This window comes from Pantoea cypripedii (assembly GCF_002095535.1).
Lineage (GTDB): Bacteria > Pseudomonadota > Gammaproteobacteria > Enterobacterales > Enterobacteriaceae > Pantoea > Pantoea cypripedii.
In genome coordinates this window covers 84,643-101,540 of the sequence record NZ_MLJI01000003.1, presented here as the reverse complement: position 1 = coordinate 101,540, position 16,898 = coordinate 84,643, and the positions used below count along the sequence as shown (strand labels likewise).

The following is a 16,898-nucleotide window of genomic DNA, read 5'->3' as shown; positions in this document are numbered from 1 at the left end:
ACAAATGGGTAATCTTATACATGGATGTTGTTTAGCTTTTTCTATTCTGTTGGGAATGGTGCTATCACCCGCAACGTCAGCGGTAGCACTCCATATTCTGGAAGATGACGAAGTTATTATACCGGGCGGAGCCTACTACGTTGGGCCAGTATTTGGTCACCACCACTATATGGCCCACGCCAACACACAGCGTTCAGCTTTCGCAATAATGAAAACCGAAGTGACTTATCACTTTTATCAGTCTGTGGTGAGCTGGGCGAATGAGCATGGTTACCAATTGAATGACGGATGCAATGGTGCGGAATACGAAGATTGCCAGCCAGGCGAAAAGGATGGCGGTCTGCATCCAGTAACCAATTTAACCTGGTGGGATGCAATTCTATTTGCCAATGCCCTAAGTGAAATGCGTAACCTGTCGCCCGTTTATCTGAGCTCAGACAACCAACCGCTGCGGTTGGTTGCTGCAGATACAGCCCCCCCAATACTGCATAAAAATCCTTCCAACACGGGTTATCGACTGCCAGATATCGCTGAATGGCAGATTGCAGCCAGGGGAGGTGTCAGGGGAATGAAAGACGGCACATACGGCGCGTCTTTTTCTGGCAGCACGCGGGCGGATGAAGTCGCCATTTTTCCGCAAAACTCTGGCAAGCGGTTTGCCACGGCCCCCGTGGCTTCACTGCTCCCCAACTCAGCCGGGTTATATGACATGAGTGGCAACGTAGCAGAATGGCTTGACGAATCGATTGAAATTGAAGGGGGCAACCGGATGTATTATTTCTGCGGCGGTAGTTATCTGGAACGAACCGCCACGCTTGCAGCCTGCGATGTACATACACCGGGCTTCCTTACACCAGATATCGGTTTTAGGCTGATAAGGAAATTACATGAATCGTAATCTTCTGACCGGGCTTATGTTATGGCTAACCAGCTGCATTGCCGTGGCCTCCCCAGTGACGTTAAAACCCGGTATCAATTATATGGATCTCAACCACGACGGAATAAAAGATATGGTGGTGATGGCGCAGTTTGACAATAACACCTCACATCCCAACCTCGGGCTGACCTTTATCGTGAGCTGTCCAAACGGCGGGTATTGCATCATGCCAGTGGCGAACAGCAATCTTTTCACCTGGTTTGATTACCGCTTGTCAGCGGATGCTGAATTTCTCGTCCAGGATAATCGGCTTTATAAGTTCCGGAACCGTTACTTCCTTATGACCGCCACCAAAAAAGGTGAGAACGCTTTTGAACCGGGCAAAACCGAACTACGTACTTATCGCTTTACGGAGTCACGAGATGATCCCGGCGTTCCTCTCTATGACTGGGTATTACATAAAACGCAGCTGACAAAGAATGCGTATCAGTCGGCCTCTGAGGCCTGGCAGGAAGTGGATTAGGAGGTATTTAATGAGCACTAACCACAGAAACAAAAAAGGCCGCCTTGTGGCGACCTCATCTGATACTGGCTTATGTGACTACGCTTATTTGGTCAGTTCAGCTGACAGGTAAGCACCATTATCTACGCGTGCACCGGTGATTTTATAAGAGGCACCGGCCTGTTTAGCCTGAGCTGCGATTTTAGCTTCTGCACCATCCAGGGTTGAAGCGGAAGCGGTGATGCTTTGCGCGAAGCTGCCGAAAGAAACCAGTGACAGGGCTGCAACTGCAACGAAAGTTTTGATAGATTTCATGGTCAATTCCTCAGAGATAATTTTTAAGTTGTGAGGCGTTTTGCCCCGATGTGAGAAAGAATAGACCTGTGAAGCGGAGAGTAAAAGCTGAGGGTTTTGCTGAAAACATTCAAAAAAACTGATTATCCTTTGTGTGATCAGTTTCACCATTCTGACGTCACGCGCTACACCCTTAACATTTCCTGCTATCACCTGCAGAAACCATTGCATTGATCACCATTTCCCTGCACGGTATCTGGTTTTAACCTATTTATTTATCAGGGAATTATTTATGAATTCTATCGTCACCTCTCCAGTTACTTATTCATCAAACGGCGCAACATTAGTCGGTTCTCTGGTTTATCAGGATGGCATCAATCATCCACGCCCTGGTGTGGTGATGGCCCCGAACTGGATGGGTGTCACCACGATGGCCGAAGAAGTGGCAGCAAAGATCGCCGCACAGGGTTTTGTGGTACTGGTGGCGGATCTCTATGGTGAAGGCCAACGCCCGACCAACGGCGAGGAAGCCGGTAGCATGATGATGGCGGTGAAAGACACCCCGGCAGAAGTGGCGCGTATGCAGGCAGCCCTGACGGCGCTTCAGCATCAAGAGCTGGCACCAGTGGCGGCAGATAAACTGGCAGCGATTGGTTTCTGTTTTGGTGGCCACTGCGCGCTGGAGCTGGCACGCAGCGGTGCTGATATCAAAGCGGCAGTTTCCTTCCACGGCACGCTGGATAGCAAAGGCGACTATGCCATTGATGGCATCAAAGGCAGCGTACTGGTGCTCGACGGTGCCGCCGATCCGCTGGTACCGCGTGAACAACTGAGCGAATTCGCCCGTGAGATGAGTGCGAAGCAGGTTGACTGGCAGCTGGTCAGCTATGCCGGAGCAGTGCACTCTTTCACCGATCCGTCGGCAAGCAATCCGGGTGTCGCGCAATACCACCCGCAGGTGGCTGAACGTGCATTTAAACGCATGTTCGCGCTGTTCGCCGAAACCTTCTAATCCTTATTTCATCAGTACCTGAAACTGTGGATTAAATTCATCGAAGATGGGCAATGCCGCAGCACCCAATGCTGCGGTATCGCTGCCTGTCATCCCGGTTTTCAGCCGTGAACCCGTCAGATAGCGTCCGCGCACCGATTGATATAACGGCGGCAAGCGCTGGATGATTTTATCCAGCAGCGTGGCGGGCATCATGCCGCCAATAATCACGCTCTCAGCATCGAAAACGCACTCCAGCATATTAATCGCCTGCCGCAACGGCCCCAGCGCGTTGTCGATCCAGCGATCAAACAATGCCGGGTCCACCTCCAACAGATCGTCAGGCAGCGCGCTCATCGGATCCAGCCCGCAAAACTCATAGGCCGCCTGCAACGAGACATAACGCTCCAGACAGCCCTGGTTGCCGCAATAGCATGGACGTCCCCCCGGTTCGATCACGATATGCCCCACTTCCCCGGCGTTGTGCGCATGGCCGGTATAAATATGGCCATCGGTGAAAATACCCGCCCCGAGCCCGGTACCGATATACAGGTAAATAAAGGAGTTGAGCTGCCGCGCGACGCCGTGGAAACGCTCGCCGATGGCGGCCACCGTCGCATCATTCTCCAGCGTCACCGGCAAGCCGCTCATGGCCGCCAGTTCAGCCTCGATATCCACCTTTTCCCAACCGTTCAGTGTGGTGGGTCCGACCGATGAAATGCCTTCGACACCAAAAGGGCCAGGCATCACCACACCAATGCCCAGCACCTTATGCCAGCGCTCACCCAATTGGGTTTTGATCTCCGCCAGCACCTCAGCAATGCGCGCTAAAGTGGCACCGGGTTGGGGCTTTTGCACCAGAATAAGGCGACGAAAATGAATCTCACCGGTCAAATCCACCAGCACAATCAATAACGTCTGATGATCGAGATGAATGCCGATCGACCAGGCGCTGGCCGGGTTCAGCGTCACCGGAATGGCCGGTTGCCCCCGTCCCTGCTTGCGTGGCTGGCGGCTGGCGAGCAGCTCTGCCTCTTCCAGTTCCGCCACGATGTTTGACACCGTTTGCGGCGTTAGCGCGGTCAGCCGTGCCAGCTCGGCACGCGTCAGTTCGCCATGCAGGCGAATGGCTTCGATGATCACGCGGCGGTTGTGCGCACGCGCATGTTCCAGATTGGTTCCCGAGGTTCTCATCGTACTCCCTTAGCTCTTAAGCGCATCGGCATCAATATCTATGATCGGCCACACATTTTCCATGCTGTTCACCTGACAGATGCAAAAATCTGTGCAGAGTTAAGCGCAGTAGTCGCCGGGATTTCTACCCTGGCACGTCACTTGCTATAGCTAATCGATGTCAGCCGCAGCAATCTGACAACCTGTGCGCGTTATTAAATCAATCAAATTGATTTAATTAAACACCCTCTTTTTGCATTAAGGCGGAGAAAACCATGAAAACCCGATTCACCCCCACGCTGAAAGGATGTTTTGCAGCCCTGCTGTTAGCGAGCGCGGGAAGCGCCTCAGCGGCCACCACGCTCAATGCGCTGTTTATGACTCAGGCCGCTTACAGTGAAAACGACATTCGCGCCATGACCCAGGAATTTGAAAAAGCGCACCCGGATGTGCAGGTTAATCTGGAGTTTGTTCCTTACGAAGCGTTGCACGACAAAATCGTCGCAGCGCGCGGTGCCGGTGGTAACGGCTATGACGTGGTGTTGTTTGATGCCATCTGGCCTGCCGAGTTTACCCGCTTTGATTTACTGCAAGACGTAAGCAGCCGCATCACCCCGGAAGAAAAATCACAAATCTTCCCTGGCGCGATGAACACAGTGGTGTTCAAAGGCAAAACCCTCGGCATGCCGTGGATCCTCGATACCAAATATCTCTACTACAACAAAGCCATGCTGGAAAAAGCCGGTATCACCACCCTGCCGCAAACCTGGCAACAGGTGATGGATGATGCCCGCACCATCAAGCAGAAAAATATTGTTAAATATCCGCTGGTATGGAGCTGGTCACAGGCGGAAGCGCTGGTGTGTGATTACACCACGCTGGTGTCCGGTTTTGGCGGCAAGTTCTATCAGAATGGCAAACTCGATTTCTCCAGCCCGGCCTCGTTACAGGCGGTGAAGCTGATGAAAAGCTCACTGGATGAGGGCCTGAGCAATCCGGCATCACGCGAATATCTGGAAGAAGACGTGCGTAAATCCTTCTCCAACGGCGATGCGGCTTTCGCACTGAACTGGACTTACATGTACAACATGGCGAACGATCCGAAGCAGAGCAAGGTTGCCGGCCAGGTGGGCATTATGCCAGCGCCGGGTGATGCGCCAGGCAAAGTGGGTGCCGTTAACGGCTCGATGGGTCTGGGTATCGCCAAAGGCAGCAGCCATGCGGAACAGGCCTGGCAATACATCAGCTATATGACGTCCCAGCCGGTACAGAATAAATACGCCACCCTGAGTCTGCCGATCTGGAAAAGCTCGTATCAGGATCCCGCCGTGTTGAAAAACCAGGAAAGCCTGATTGCTGCCGCAGATAAATCGCTGAACGTGATGTTGTCTCGCCCGGAAACCGCCGATTATTCCCGCCTGTCTAATACGCTGCAACAGCAATTACAGCAGGTACTGCTGGGCAGTGCGACGCCGGAAGCGGCGATGCAGGCGGTGGATAAAAGCGCGGCGCATCTGCATTAAGGAGTCAGTATGCTGAGTTTGCGTCAACGCGAACAGCGGCAGGCATGGGTGCTGCTGGCACCCATGTTACTGGTGATGCTGCTGCTCACCGCCTGGCCTCTGCTGCGCACCATCTGGCTCAGTTTCACCGATGCCGCCTTGATCGGCAGCGGTGAGGCACCTGCCTGGGTGGGACTGGATAACTATCTTTTTGCTCTCACCGATGCTGATTTTCAGTCTTCGCTCTGGCGCACGCTCTACTTCACCGTAGTGTCAGTCGCGATTGAAGGGGTGATTGGCGTACTGGTTGCCCTGCTGCTTAATCAGAAATTCATCGGTCGTAATTTCTTACGCGTGCTGGTCATTTTGCCGTGGGCGCTGCCCACCATCGTTAACGCCATGATGTGGCGACTCAACTTCAACCCGGATTATGGCAGCATCAATGCGCTGCTGACGCAGCTGGGGATTATTGATGGCTATCGCAGCTGGCTCGGTTCGCCGGATTCCGCTCTTAACGCTGTGATGTTAGCGGATATCTGGAAAAACTATCCGCTGGTCACGCTGCTGGTGCTGGCTGCACTGCAATCCATCCCTGAAGATTTGTATGAGGCGGCCCGACTCGATGGCGCATCGGCCTGGCGACGTTTCCGGGCGATTACCTTTCCGGCCATCGTCGGCCCTCTCAGCGTGGCGCTGGTGTTGCGTACTATCGATGCCTTTAAAATCTTCGACATCATTTACGTGATGACGCGTGGTGGCCCGGTCGATAGCACCAAAACCCTCAGCTTTTATGTCTACCAGGAGTCCTTCAGTTATCTGCGCGCCGGGAGTGGTGCGGCTTACGCCATCCTGATGACCCTGCTGTGTGCGGTGCTGATCATCATTTACATGTCGCTATTGTGGCGTCAACGTCGTCGTGGGAGTGCCTATGAAGGCTAAATTACGCGCGGTGGCGAAATACGTTGCCGCGCTGGTGGTCGCCATTTCGGTACTGGCACCGATGGGTTGGCTGTTTCTGATGAGCGTCAGTGCCACCAGCGACCTGACGCGCATACCGCTGGAATGGCTGCCACGCCAGTGGGACTTCACCCGCTACGGCAGGTTGCTGTCGCTGGCAGCCGATCAGCCTGGCACCCTGTTCCTGCACGCCCTCGGCAACAGCCTGATTGTCGCCACCGGGGCGACGGTGATTTGTCTGCTGCTGGCGATTCCGGCAGCGTTCAGCTTCTCTCGCTATCCGGGCCGTGACGGCTGGCTGTTTGCTTCCCTCGCCATTTACATGGTGCCGCCGGTCGCCTTTGTTTTACCGCTTTATTTCCTGTTGCAACATTTCGACCTGCTCAACACCCGCCCCGGTTTGATCATCGTTTATTGTTCGCTGATCTTACCTTTCCTCACCTGGATGCTAAAAAACCAGTTCGATGCCCTGCCGCAGGATATCGAACAGGCGGCACGCCTTGATGGTCTGCGTGTCTGGCAGGTGCTGCTGCGTATCACGCTACCGCTGGCGAAACCGGTGCTGGGTGCCGCAGCGCTGTTTGGCTGGTTACTGGCGTGGGACGAATTTTTCTATGCCCTGTTGTTCACCAGCAATATCGCGGCGCAGACCCTGCCGGTGACCATTGCCGGATTTACCGCCGGGCGTGCCACCGATGATGGTTTGGTCGCGGCAGTCGGCATTCTGGCTTCGGTGCCGCCGCTGTTTATTGCTATCTGGCTACAGAAAACCCTGGTCAGTGGACTTGCCAGCGGCGGGAGTAAGGGATGATCAGCACAACGGCTACCACCGCCACGCTGTATGTGGTGGGCAACATTAACGTCGATTTAATTATGGGCAATCTGGATCAGTGGCCGCAGCGCGGGACCGAAGTGATGGTCAAAAACAGCGAGCTGCGCCCAGGCGGTTCGGCGGGCAACTGCGCGCTGGCGCTGGAAGCAATGCAGGTGCGCCACCGTGCCATCGCCAACCAGGGTGACGATGGCCTCAGCCAATGGCTGGCCGGTTATTTCCCGCACAGCGCCGCGTACTGGCCACGTAGCCAGTGTGAAACCTCGCTCACCGTCGGCGTCACACATTCCGATCATGAACGTTCGTTTATCAGTAATCACGGCCATATTGTGCAACTGACGGCGCAGCAGGTGCTGGAACAGCTGCCGGAGCAGGCGGCAGAGGGTGATATCGTGCTGCTGTGCGGCACCTTTCTCTGCCTGCATCTTTACGATGAATATCCTGCCCTGCTGTGTGAACTCCGTCAGCGCGGATACCTGATCGCCGTGGATACCGGCTGGCCGCCACAAGGCTGGACGATTCAGGTCAAGCAGGACATCACGCGCTGGTTGCCGCAGTGCGACTGGCTGCTGCTGAACGAGGTGGAAACCCTCGGGCTGGGGGCGGCGGAATCGTTAGACGCCAGTGCGATGCAGCTCACGCAGCAACTCAGCGGACGCGGCGGCTGCGTGGTGAAATGCGGTGAACAGGGCGCACGCTGCTGGTTACACGATCGCAGCCTGAACCAGCCAGCTCAGCCGGTCACCGTGGTCGATACCATTGGTGCTGGCGACAGTTTTAACGCCGGTTTTCTTACCGCGCTGCTGCATCAGCAGGATACCGCCCAGGCACTACGGTGGGGGATCGCGGTGGCCGCGCTGGCAATCAGCACCGCCCCACGACGTTACCCCACCTGGCAAAAACTCCAATTTTCGGCAAAGGAACAGTAATTATGGCCAGTGTTGAACTGATCAAAGTCGCCAAACGCTACGGCAAGCAGTCGGTGCTGCATCCGCTCGATCTGACCATTCCTGATGGCAGTTTTACCGTGCTGGTAGGGCCTTCCGGTTGTGGCAAATCGACGCTGTTGCGTCTGCTGGCCGGGCTGGAGAGCCTGTCCGAAGGGGCTATTCTGATGGACCAGGTGCAGATCAACGATCGCGATCCTGCTGACCGGGATATCGCCATGGTGTTTCAAAGCTACGCGCTTTATCCGCATCTGACGGTGGCTGAAAACCTCGCCTTTCATATGCAGGTGAAAAAGGTCAAACGTGAGGAGCAGCAGAGCAAAATCCAGCGTATTGCGGCGATTCTTGGCATCGACCAGCTATTACAACGCTACCCGCGGGCGCTGTCAGGTGGGCAGCGGCAACGTGTGGCGATGGGTCGGGCGATGGTGCGCAATCCACAGGTATTTTTGTTCGATGAGCCGCTGTCAAACCTTGATGCCCAATTGCGTATGGAGCTGCGCGCCGAGATTAAATCGCTGCATCAGCGTTTCAAAACCACCATGGTGTATGTCACGCACGATCAGGTGGAAGCGATGACGCTGGCGGATCAGATTGTGGTGATGCAGGCGGGCCATATTGTGCAACAAGGTGCCCCGCTGGCGATTTACGATCGCCCGGCCAATACCTTCGTGGCGCGTTTTATTGGTTCGCCACCGATGAACCTGTTACCGGCGCAGCTGATTGCGCACGACGGCGTGCCGGGTGTGCAATGTCAGGATTTATGGCAGCCGTTACCCGAGCGCTGGCATGGTGTGGCCCGTGAACGCGACGGTGACATTGTCACCATTGGTGTACGCCCGCATGACCTGCGCGAAGTCAGTAATGGCGCACCGGCACAGGTTAACGTGGTGGAGATCACCGGAGAATCTACCCTGCTGCACCTCGACTGGCATGGTCACGCACTGCATATGCAGATTGCCGGACGCCATGCCGCCAGCAGCGGTGATGCGCTGATGCTTGGTTTTAATAGCGAGAAAATACATCTTTTTGATAGTGAAACCGGCTATCGTTTAAACGAATCCAATAGCTTAAAATAAAAAAGCCACCCTCAAAATGAGGGTGGCGAAATAAAATTCTAATTTTATATACCCTAAATAATTCGGGTTGCAGGAAGGCGGCAAGCGAATGAATCCCCAGGAGCTTACATTAGTAAGTGACTGGGGTGAGTAAGCGCAGCCAACGCATCTGCAACCCGAAGTATGACGGGTATATGCATAACAACGATGATTTCGTGAATCCTCTTTCCTTAAGCATTGCACGATTTACTATTTTACCTTTTCATCAGCTTTCGTCTGTCTTCTCTGTTTAAAGAAAATGTAAAAGCCTTTTCACTATTTAACAGACTGACGACAGTTACCATGTCTTACCAATATTAAACTGGAACTGCTCAGACTTATCGCCTTCATATTTCTTGATCGGCAACGCATAAGAGAACACCAGTGGACCCAGCGGCGATTGCCATTGTAATGCCAGACCGCTGGAAACGCGGATCTCACTCGGATCGCCATAATCAGGAATACCCGCTGCGCGTGTTGCTGCGGTATTTTCCCATTTGGTGTCCCACACCGTACCGGCATCGACAAATAACGAAGTACGCAGCGAACTTTCATAGCGCTCGCTAACAAACGGGGTCGGCACAATCAGTTCAGCACTGGCGATCGCCATGGCGTTACCGCCCACTGCATCGTCTGACTTCTTAACTGCACAATCGCTGTAGCTGCTTTCACTACCCGTACAGCTGTAATACGCGGCTTTCGGACCAATGGTGTTGGAAGAGAAACCACGCACTGAGCTGGAACCACCGGCGTAGAAGTTGTCGTAGAACGGCACATCTTTGCCACCCAGACCATCGGCGTATCCCGCCTTGGTACGTCCCATCAACACCCAGCGATGATCGCTACTCAGCGGCAGATAGGCGTTGGCACTGACTGTGCTTTTGTAATAACTGTTTGTCGAACCGGGAACAGTCACTTTGGTGTTAAAGCCCGCCGTCACACCTGACGTCGGGAAGAAGCCACGGTCAAGGGAGTTATAACTCCAGCCCACATTCCAGAAAACATCATTGGCGGTGAGGGATTCGGAGCTGGTTGAGTAATCATCGTCATCATCTTCGTCAGTTTCGATAACTTTAGGATGGATACCCACAGAACCCAGATAACGCCACATCGATACCTGCGGAGCCATATTGCTGACGCGGTTATAAACGTAATCCAGCCCGGTATTAATACTGTTATTTTCGCTGATCGGGAAACTTAAAGTGGTACCCGCCCCTAAACTTTTCAGCGTATATGCTGAGAGATCATCATCGTCGGCTTTATAATCGTTATAGAACAATTTGCCGCCAAGACTGACGCCGTCCACGGTGAAGTACGGGTTGGTGGCTGAAACTTCAACATAGGTCTGGTAATCGTTTTTGGTGCCGCTAAAGCCAACGGTATTCCCGGTGCCCATCCAGTTATCCTGGCTGACGCCCAGCTGGAAGCTCACGCCGCTGTCGGTACCATAACCGACACCAATGTTGAAGGTGCCGGTATTGCGCTCTTTGACCTTGTACACCACGTCAACCTGATCCGGAGTGCCTGGCACGCGCTGGGTATCGACATCCACCGTTTCGAAATAGCCGGTACGGTTGAGGCGTGCTTTGCCCTGATCCACCAGATTATTGGCCAGCCATGAACCTTCCATCTGGCGCATTTCGCGGCGCAGCACCGAATCTTTCGAGGTGTCATTACCTTCAAAGCGTACTTTGCGCACATAGAAACGACGACCCGCGTCCACGTTGACGTGCAATTTTACCGTCTTGTCGGCGTCGTTAATTTCTGGCTGGGTGCTGACCTGCGGGAATGCGTAACCATAACGGCCGAGCAGGTCCTTGATAGCATTTTCATTCTGAGTGATCTGCGCACCGCTGTACAAACCCCCTTTCGGGATTTGCGCCAGTTTTTCGATCTCAGCAGAATGTCCGGCTAAATCGCCGGTCACGGTCACGCCGCTGACATGATAGACATCGCCTTCGTTAATATTAACGGTGATATAAATCCCTTTGCGATCGGGCGTTAAACTGACCTGAGTGGAATCAATATTAAAACGCGCATAACCACGATCGAGATAAAAACTGCGCAGCGATTCGAGGTCGCCGGAAAGTTTTTCTTTCTGATATTTCTGGTCGGCAATGAAATTCCACCACGGGACGTCATCACGCAGCTGGAAACGTGATATCAGTTCATCATCGGAAAAGGCGTGATTACCAACGATGTTAATCTGCTGAATTTTCGCCGAGACACCTTCGGTAAAGATAAATTTCAGATCGACTCGGTTGCGCGGCAGCGGTGTAACCACTGCTTTAACGCTGGCGGTATATTTGCCGACGCTGTAGTAAAAATCTTCCAGCCCCTTTTCAATCGACGAGAGCATGGTGCGGTCCAGCGCTTCACCCACGCGGACACCGGTTGCATCCAGGTTCTGTTTTAGCTGTTCTTCTTTAATCGCTTTGTTGCCGGAGAATGAGATGCTGGCAATCGCCGGACGTTCTTTCACCTTAATCAGCAGCGTGTCGCCATCACGCAACACCTGTACATCTTCAAAGTTGCCGGTAGCAAACAGGGCACGAATGGTATTTTTGATGTCGTCATCATTGACACGGTCGCCGACGCGCAGCGGCATGCTCAGCATCGCCGCACCCGGTGCGACACGCTGTAATCCATCAAAATGAATATCCCTGAGGGTGAAATCATCTGCACCAAAGGCAGTGGTGGTTACCATGAAAAGTAACCCGGTTAACATCTTTTTCATCTGCTATGAGCCTGCCGCTATTCCTGTGCCTGTTGCGAATGCCTTGATTCCCGCACCACAAAAAATGGGCTGAACACATGGTTCAGCCCATCGGTAGTGGCGTTATGTTCCGGAAAAAAGACCGCGTAGCCAAAGGTAAATTCATCGCAACAGGCCGATTTTCGGTTATTTTACAATAAGCTGAAAATCCACTGCTTAAATCACATCAGAAGAATTACGCCAGGCAAACAATTAACTTTCCGCCGCCGTCTGGAAGGAGCGACGGTTGATGCTGGTTAACACCACCAGCACGGCCATTAATCCCCACTCGACAATCAGGGTGCCGGTAATCGCCGACAGATGATTGCCATGCAGATAGAGCTGGGTAAACACGCTACCCAGTAACATCGGCCCTAAACCCAGCGCCGACTGTTGCACCGTTGACAGCATCGCGCTCCCCGCGCCAGCCTGATGATGCGGCACGCCGGTCATGCCAATACGATAAAAGGTGCTGACAATAAACGATTGTCCAAAGCCGATCAGTACGGTGGAAGGGATCAACGTCATCACGCCCACATTGGGCCAGGCATATTGCAGGGTAGCGATCAGCGCCAGTATCCCCAGCATCTGAATGGTGCAACCGGTCAATAATGTGACACGTTTCCCGCGCCTTTCGACCATGCGCGTGCTTTGCAACGAGCCGATAAAATAGGCGATCCCCAGCGCGATAAAGGCGTTGCCTGACTGGAAAGCGCTCAGCCCCAGACCGGATTGCAGCGTCAGCGCCACCGCAAACATAAAACCACTCCAGCAGGAGAAGAACAGCACCGCCATGGTTAAGCCAAAACGCACCCCCGGCAGACGCATCAGCGAAGGCGGCAACAACGGCGCACCCTGTGCGGCTTCGAGGCGCAAAGAACTTTGACGCAGGCGATGCAGAAACAGCGGGAACAACGCCAGCAGCAAAATGCACGGCCATGACCAGTGCAGCACCGGCCCCAGCGCCAGAGCCAGCATCAGGCACCCTACCGCACCTGCCAGCAGCAGCGTGCCATTGACGTCAATGGCAACGCGCTGGTTATTGTGCGTTTCCGGCACAAAACGTCGCGCGGTCAGCAGCACAAACAGGCAAATCGGCAGGTTGATCAGAAACACGCTGCGCCAGCCATAACCGCCGATGTCCGCCTTGATCAGAAAGCCCCCCAGCACCTGGCCGACAATAAACGCCAGCCCGCCAATACCCCCATACAGACCAATGGCACGCGCATGTGCCCGCCCCTTCAGGGTGACATGTAAGGTGGCGAGGATTTGCGGCACGATAAATGCAGCACCCACCCCTTGTAACGCGCGGGCGAACATCAGCATGCCGACATTGTTGGCGATACCACACAGCAGTGAGGCAATGCCAAAGGTCCAGACGCCTGCCAGGAACACCCGGCGGCGGCCATAGTTATCCCCCAGACGGCCCCCCATCGCCAGACAGATGGCGAAGGCAATGCCGTAAACTGCCACAATCAGCGCCAGTTCAATTGGCGTGGCGCGCAGGCTATGCGCCATGGCGTCAAGCGCAACGTTGACGATGGAAAAGTCGATCATAGGCAGAAGCTGCCCGGAAAGCAGGACCACCAATCCTGCCCGTTGAAGTTGCGATGTATGCATCGGTTTTGCCCTTGTTTTTGTGTGCAGTGGAGCATAGCATTACCCAACCATTAAACGGGTACCAGTGCTTGTTTATCATGGTATAAATACTACCCGTCTTGTCAGGAGTTCCGCTGATGATTACCGCGCAACTGGCCAGCAACACCGCCAATCACAACCGTAAATTACTCGGCACTTTTCTGCGCACACGCCGGGAAAGCCTCGATCCGAACCGGCTGGGACTGCCGCGCATGCGCCACCGTCGCACGCCGGGTTTACGTCGGGAAGAAGTGGCCCAGCTGGCCGATGTGGGTGTTACCTGGTACACCTGGCTGGAACAGGGGCGCGATATCAAGGCCTCGCCGAAAACCCTCACCGCCATCGCCACGGCGTTGCAATGCAACGATGTGGAGACTCAGCATTTGTTCTCCCTTGCCGGGCATATTCTGCCCTCGGTGCGCGAGGTTGCCGCCTGCTGCAAAATTGCCGAGCACAATCAGCAAATGCTGGATGCTATCCAGTTACCGGCGATCATCGAAACACCGCGTTTCGATATCCTGGGTTATAACGCCGCCTGGTGTCAGTTGATGGGGGTGAATATGGCGGAGATCTCACTGGAGGATCGCAACTGCATCTGGCTGGCGTTCAATCATCCCGGCTGGCGTGCAGCGATGGCGGACTGGGAAGAAGTGATGCCGCAAATGGTAGCAATGTTTCGCGGACAAATGGGCGAGCATCTCGGCGATCCTCACTGGGAAAGTTTTCTGGCCCGCCTGCTCGCCAGTTCCGATGAGTTTGGCCGGACCTGGCAGCGTTATGAATTGGGTAAAGTGGAAAATCGCGTGAAGCGTTTTCACCGCGCCAGCGTGGGTGAAATGACGTTGCGCCAGAACAACTGGTGGTCGGCCTCACGCAACGGTGACCGTTTGCTGGTTTATGTGCCTGACGATGCCGCCAGTGCGGCGTCATTGCAGCAGTTAATCGCTCAGGGTTAGCATGCGCCCTGGTCGTGGTTTTCTTACCACTGCGACCACAAGTTCCAGCAGCGCCAGCAGCACCAGCGACCAGACAAACGCGTTTTTGCCTGCGGTCACCAGCAGCCAACCGCCGAAAACCGGAAAACCAAATATGCCGACAAAATATGACACCACAAACCATGTCAGGGCGGCGTGGCGATCCGGCGGCGGTGAGTCGTTAACCGCCCAGGTCTGAATCACCGGATAGAGCAGACCATAACCGGCACCGGTCAACATCCCGGCCGCAATCTGGAATGCCGGATGGATTGCCAGCCCCAGCAGACAAATCAACCCCGCAATCAGGCACCCCAGCAACCCCACCATCAGTGGCAAGCGTGGCCAGCCAGGTAAACGCCGCACCAGCAACAGGCGGGCGACCACGGCAGTCACCGCGTGGACGGTGAAAAAAGTGCCTGCGCTGGCGTGGGTTCCTGCCGTCAGAGACACCTGAAACGCCATCATGCCGGAGAACACCGCCCCACCGAGACCGACCATCATCACCGGGCGCAACGCGGCTCCCGTCACCAGCGCAGGCAACTTCCGCACCCAGGGGCGCAAAGCCCGTTCAACGCCTGGTCGCGGTTCCCTGGAGCCAAAGATCAGCAGCAGCAGGCAAGCCACACCCCCCATCGCGGCGACACAAAGAAACGTCGTTTGCAACGATAATCCCGCGTACACCATCCCCGCCCCCAGCAACACCGGGCTGCCGCAAATCCCGGTCATCTGAAAGGCGCTAAACAGCGTAAAGCCGGACCCGCGCTCAGCATCAGTCAGACGCTCCGATAACGCCAGCGGTGCGGCAAGGTAAAACATGCCCCACCCCAGCCCCATCAGCAGCGTTGCCACTCGGGGCAGATAATTCGGATTCAGACCGGGCAGGTTGCCCAGCAGCACATATCCTCCGGCCAGCACCAGTGCAGCCACTGCGGCCAGCCTGGCCGCATCAATTCTCCCGGCACACCAGCCGACCAGCGGGACGCCCATCAGCGTGCCAACCAATGCCACGCTGAGGGCATTTCCGGTATCAATATCACTGCCACCCTGGGCATGGAACCAGGCAGAAATCAGGAAAGTGCCGCCGTATCCTCCAGCGGTAAACAACGTTCCCAGCAGGATAAATGGCAGAGAGGTGCTACGCATGTTTATTCCCCTCCCTGAGTGGCGGCGATAGCGGATAGCAGTGGAGACATTGACCTCAGCGTTTTCACCGCCTGCGCCAGGCGCTGGCCGACATAAACCATTTCATCTTCGTTATTAAATCGCCCGATCCCGATACGCACACTGGCCTGTATCTGCGCATTGCTGGTCCCGATAGCCTCAAGTACATGAGACGGGGCCTGGCGGGCGGATGTGCAGGCTGATCCGGAAGACAGGGCAATGTCTGGCAGTTCGAGCAGCAGCGAGCTGGCATCAACGCCAGAGAAAGCAATGTTGAGCAAACCAGGTAAACAGGCATCGGGATGACCATTGACCTGCGTATCCGGGATCGTTTCTACAAGGCTGTGTTTCAGCTGGTTGCGTAAATTGCGTAGTCGTTCCGACTCTGCGGGTAAATAATCCATTGCCAGCTTTGCTGCATAGCCAAAACCGACGATTCCCGGCACATTCAGCGTGCCGGAACGCAATCCCCATTCATGCCCACCGCCGACAATCAACGGCGAGAGTTGCAAACGCGCATCTGCTGTATTGATGTAGAGTGCACCGATACCTTTCGGCCCGTATATTTTGTGGGCAGAAACAGCGGCCAGACTGATGTGCATACGCTGCACATCAAGCGCAATTTTGCCAAACGCCTGGGTCGTGTCGGTGTGAAACAGAATGCCCCGTTCATGACACAATGCGCCGATTGCCGTGATATTTTGCAGCGTGCCGATTTCATTATTCGCCGCCATGATCGAAACCAGCGCGGTATCGGGTCTGATCGCCTCCATCAGGGCGTCGGGGCTGATGATGCCGTCAGGTTGCGGCTGAAGATAAGTCACCGTCATGCCGCGAGCAGCGAGACGTTCACAGCAATCCAGCACCGCTTTATGCTCTATCAGCGAGGTAATGATGTGCCCTTTGCCTGGCTGAAATTGCAGTCCGGTCAGCGCCAGATTGATCGCTTCCGTTGCTCCAGAGGTGAAAATGATATCGGCCGGGCTGGCGGCATTTAGCATGCTGGCGATAACCGCCCTGGCCTGTTCCACGGCCTGGCGGGCTTCCCAGCCGAAGCAATGGCTGGTGCTGGCCGCATTGCCATACTTGTGGGTTAGCCAGGGCATCATGGCCTGCAAAACCTGAGGGTCGAGTGCCGTAGTGGCGTTGTTATCCAGATAAATGGGGTGGGAAGCGCTATACATGATGATCTCCTTGC

The 16,898-nt window shown here is 54.9% G+C and carries 15 protein-coding genes; 9 read left to right on the top strand and 6 right to left on the bottom strand.

The features are described from left to right. Window positions 1–4 precede the first annotated feature (4 nt). Both HA50_RS28500 and HA50_RS28495 read left to right on the top strand, forming a co-directional pair. On the top strand, window positions 5–898 hold the full coding sequence (locus HA50_RS28500; protein ID WP_084880554.1) for an SUMF1/EgtB/PvdO family nonheme iron enzyme: 894 nt from the start codon (window positions 5–7) through the stop codon (window positions 896–898). Further along, window positions 888–1,400: a carbapenem self-resistance protein CarG family protein gene (locus tag HA50_RS28495; protein WP_084880552.1), complete on the top strand. Its 513-nt coding sequence runs from the start codon at window positions 888–890 to the stop codon at window positions 1,398–1,400. The genes HA50_RS28500 and HA50_RS28495 overlap by 11 nt, the downstream gene beginning before the upstream one ends. Before the next feature lie 84 nt (window positions 1,401–1,484). Here the strand turns inward: HA50_RS28495 and HA50_RS28490 are convergent, their stop codons facing one another. Continuing rightward, window positions 1,485–1,694: a YdgH/BhsA/McbA-like domain containing protein gene (locus HA50_RS28490; protein ID WP_013508023.1), complete on the bottom strand. Its 210-nt coding sequence runs from the start codon at window positions 1,692–1,694 to the stop codon at window positions 1,485–1,487. A gap of 271 nt (window positions 1,695–1,965) precedes the next feature. Here HA50_RS28490 and HA50_RS28485 point away from each other — a divergent pair, with 271 nt between their 5' ends. After that, window positions 1,966–2,685, top strand: a complete 720-nt coding sequence (locus tag HA50_RS28485; protein WP_084880549.1) for a dienelactone hydrolase family protein — start codon at window positions 1,966–1,968, stop codon at window positions 2,683–2,685. 3 nt (window positions 2,686–2,688) lie between these two features. On the opposite strand, the gene HA50_RS28480 is transcribed toward HA50_RS28485, so the two are convergent. Continuing rightward, window positions 2,689–3,858: an ROK family protein gene (locus HA50_RS28480; RefSeq protein WP_084880546.1), complete on the bottom strand. Its 1,170-nt coding sequence runs from the start codon at window positions 3,856–3,858 to the stop codon at window positions 2,689–2,691. Window positions 3,859–4,112: 254 nt separating this feature from the next. On the opposite strand from HA50_RS28480, the gene HA50_RS28475 reads away from it, so the two are divergent. Genes HA50_RS28475 through HA50_RS28455 form a run of 5 tightly spaced genes read left to right on the top strand, consistent with a single transcriptional unit; the run spans window position 4,113 to window position 9,154 of the window. After that, on the top strand, window positions 4,113–5,360 hold the full coding sequence (locus HA50_RS28475) for an extracellular solute-binding protein (protein ID WP_084880543.1): 1,248 nt from the start codon (window positions 4,113–4,115) through the stop codon (window positions 5,358–5,360). 9 nt (window positions 5,361–5,369) lie between these two features. After that, window positions 5,370–6,278, top strand: a complete 909-nt coding sequence (locus HA50_RS28470; protein ID WP_084880540.1) for a carbohydrate ABC transporter permease — start codon at window positions 5,370–5,372, stop codon at window positions 6,276–6,278. Continuing rightward, complete coding sequence (locus HA50_RS28465) at window positions 6,268–7,107, top strand: carbohydrate ABC transporter permease (protein ID WP_084880537.1); 840 nt, start codon at window positions 6,268–6,270, stop codon at window positions 7,105–7,107. Before HA50_RS28470 ends, HA50_RS28465 begins: the two co-directional genes overlap by 11 nt. Next, window positions 7,104–8,057 carry a carbohydrate kinase family protein gene (locus tag HA50_RS28460; RefSeq protein ID WP_084880534.1) on the top strand — a complete coding sequence of 318 codons (954 nt, stop codon included), beginning with the start codon at window positions 7,104–7,106 and terminating at the stop codon, window positions 8,055–8,057. The genes HA50_RS28465 and HA50_RS28460 overlap by 4 nt, the downstream gene beginning before the upstream one ends. A 2-nt stretch (window positions 8,058–8,059) precedes the next feature. Next, window positions 8,060–9,154: an ABC transporter ATP-binding protein gene (locus HA50_RS28455; protein WP_084880532.1), complete on the top strand. Its 1,095-nt coding sequence runs from the start codon at window positions 8,060–8,062 to the stop codon at window positions 9,152–9,154. 316 nt (window positions 9,155–9,470) lie between these two features. Here HA50_RS28455 and bamA read toward each other — a convergent pair whose 3' ends face one another. Together bamA and HA50_RS28445 are read right to left on the bottom strand one after the other, a co-directional pair. Beyond that, a complete protein-coding gene (bamA, locus tag HA50_RS28450; protein WP_084880530.1) occupies window positions 9,471–11,909 on the bottom strand; it encodes an outer membrane protein assembly factor BamA in 2,439 nt (812 codons plus the stop codon). Window positions 11,910–12,140: 231 nt separating this feature from the next. Then, on the bottom strand, window positions 12,141–13,547 hold the full coding sequence (locus HA50_RS28445; RefSeq protein WP_084880528.1) for an MFS transporter: 1,407 nt from the start codon (window positions 13,545–13,547) through the stop codon (window positions 12,141–12,143). A gap of 116 nt (window positions 13,548–13,663) precedes the next feature. Between HA50_RS28445 and HA50_RS28440 the strand changes: the two genes are divergently transcribed. Further along, entirely contained in the window at window positions 13,664–14,521 is an 858-nt protein-coding gene (locus HA50_RS28440; protein ID WP_084880525.1) for a helix-turn-helix transcriptional regulator, read from the top strand. Here HA50_RS28440 and HA50_RS28435 read toward each other — a convergent pair. Together HA50_RS28435 and HA50_RS28430 are read right to left on the bottom strand one after the other, a co-directional pair. Then, window positions 14,504–15,682, bottom strand: a complete 1,179-nt coding sequence (locus HA50_RS28435) for an MFS transporter (RefSeq protein ID WP_084880522.1) — start codon at window positions 15,680–15,682, stop codon at window positions 14,504–14,506. The two genes, HA50_RS28440 and HA50_RS28435, sit on opposite strands and share 18 nt — an antisense overlap. A gap of 2 nt (window positions 15,683–15,684) precedes the next feature. After that, window positions 15,685–16,884 (bottom strand): cysteine desulfurase family protein, encoded by a 1,200-nt coding sequence (locus tag HA50_RS28430; RefSeq protein ID WP_084881208.1) that lies wholly within the window; start codon window positions 16,882–16,884, stop codon window positions 15,685–15,687. Between the last annotated feature and the right edge of the window lie 14 nt (window positions 16,885–16,898).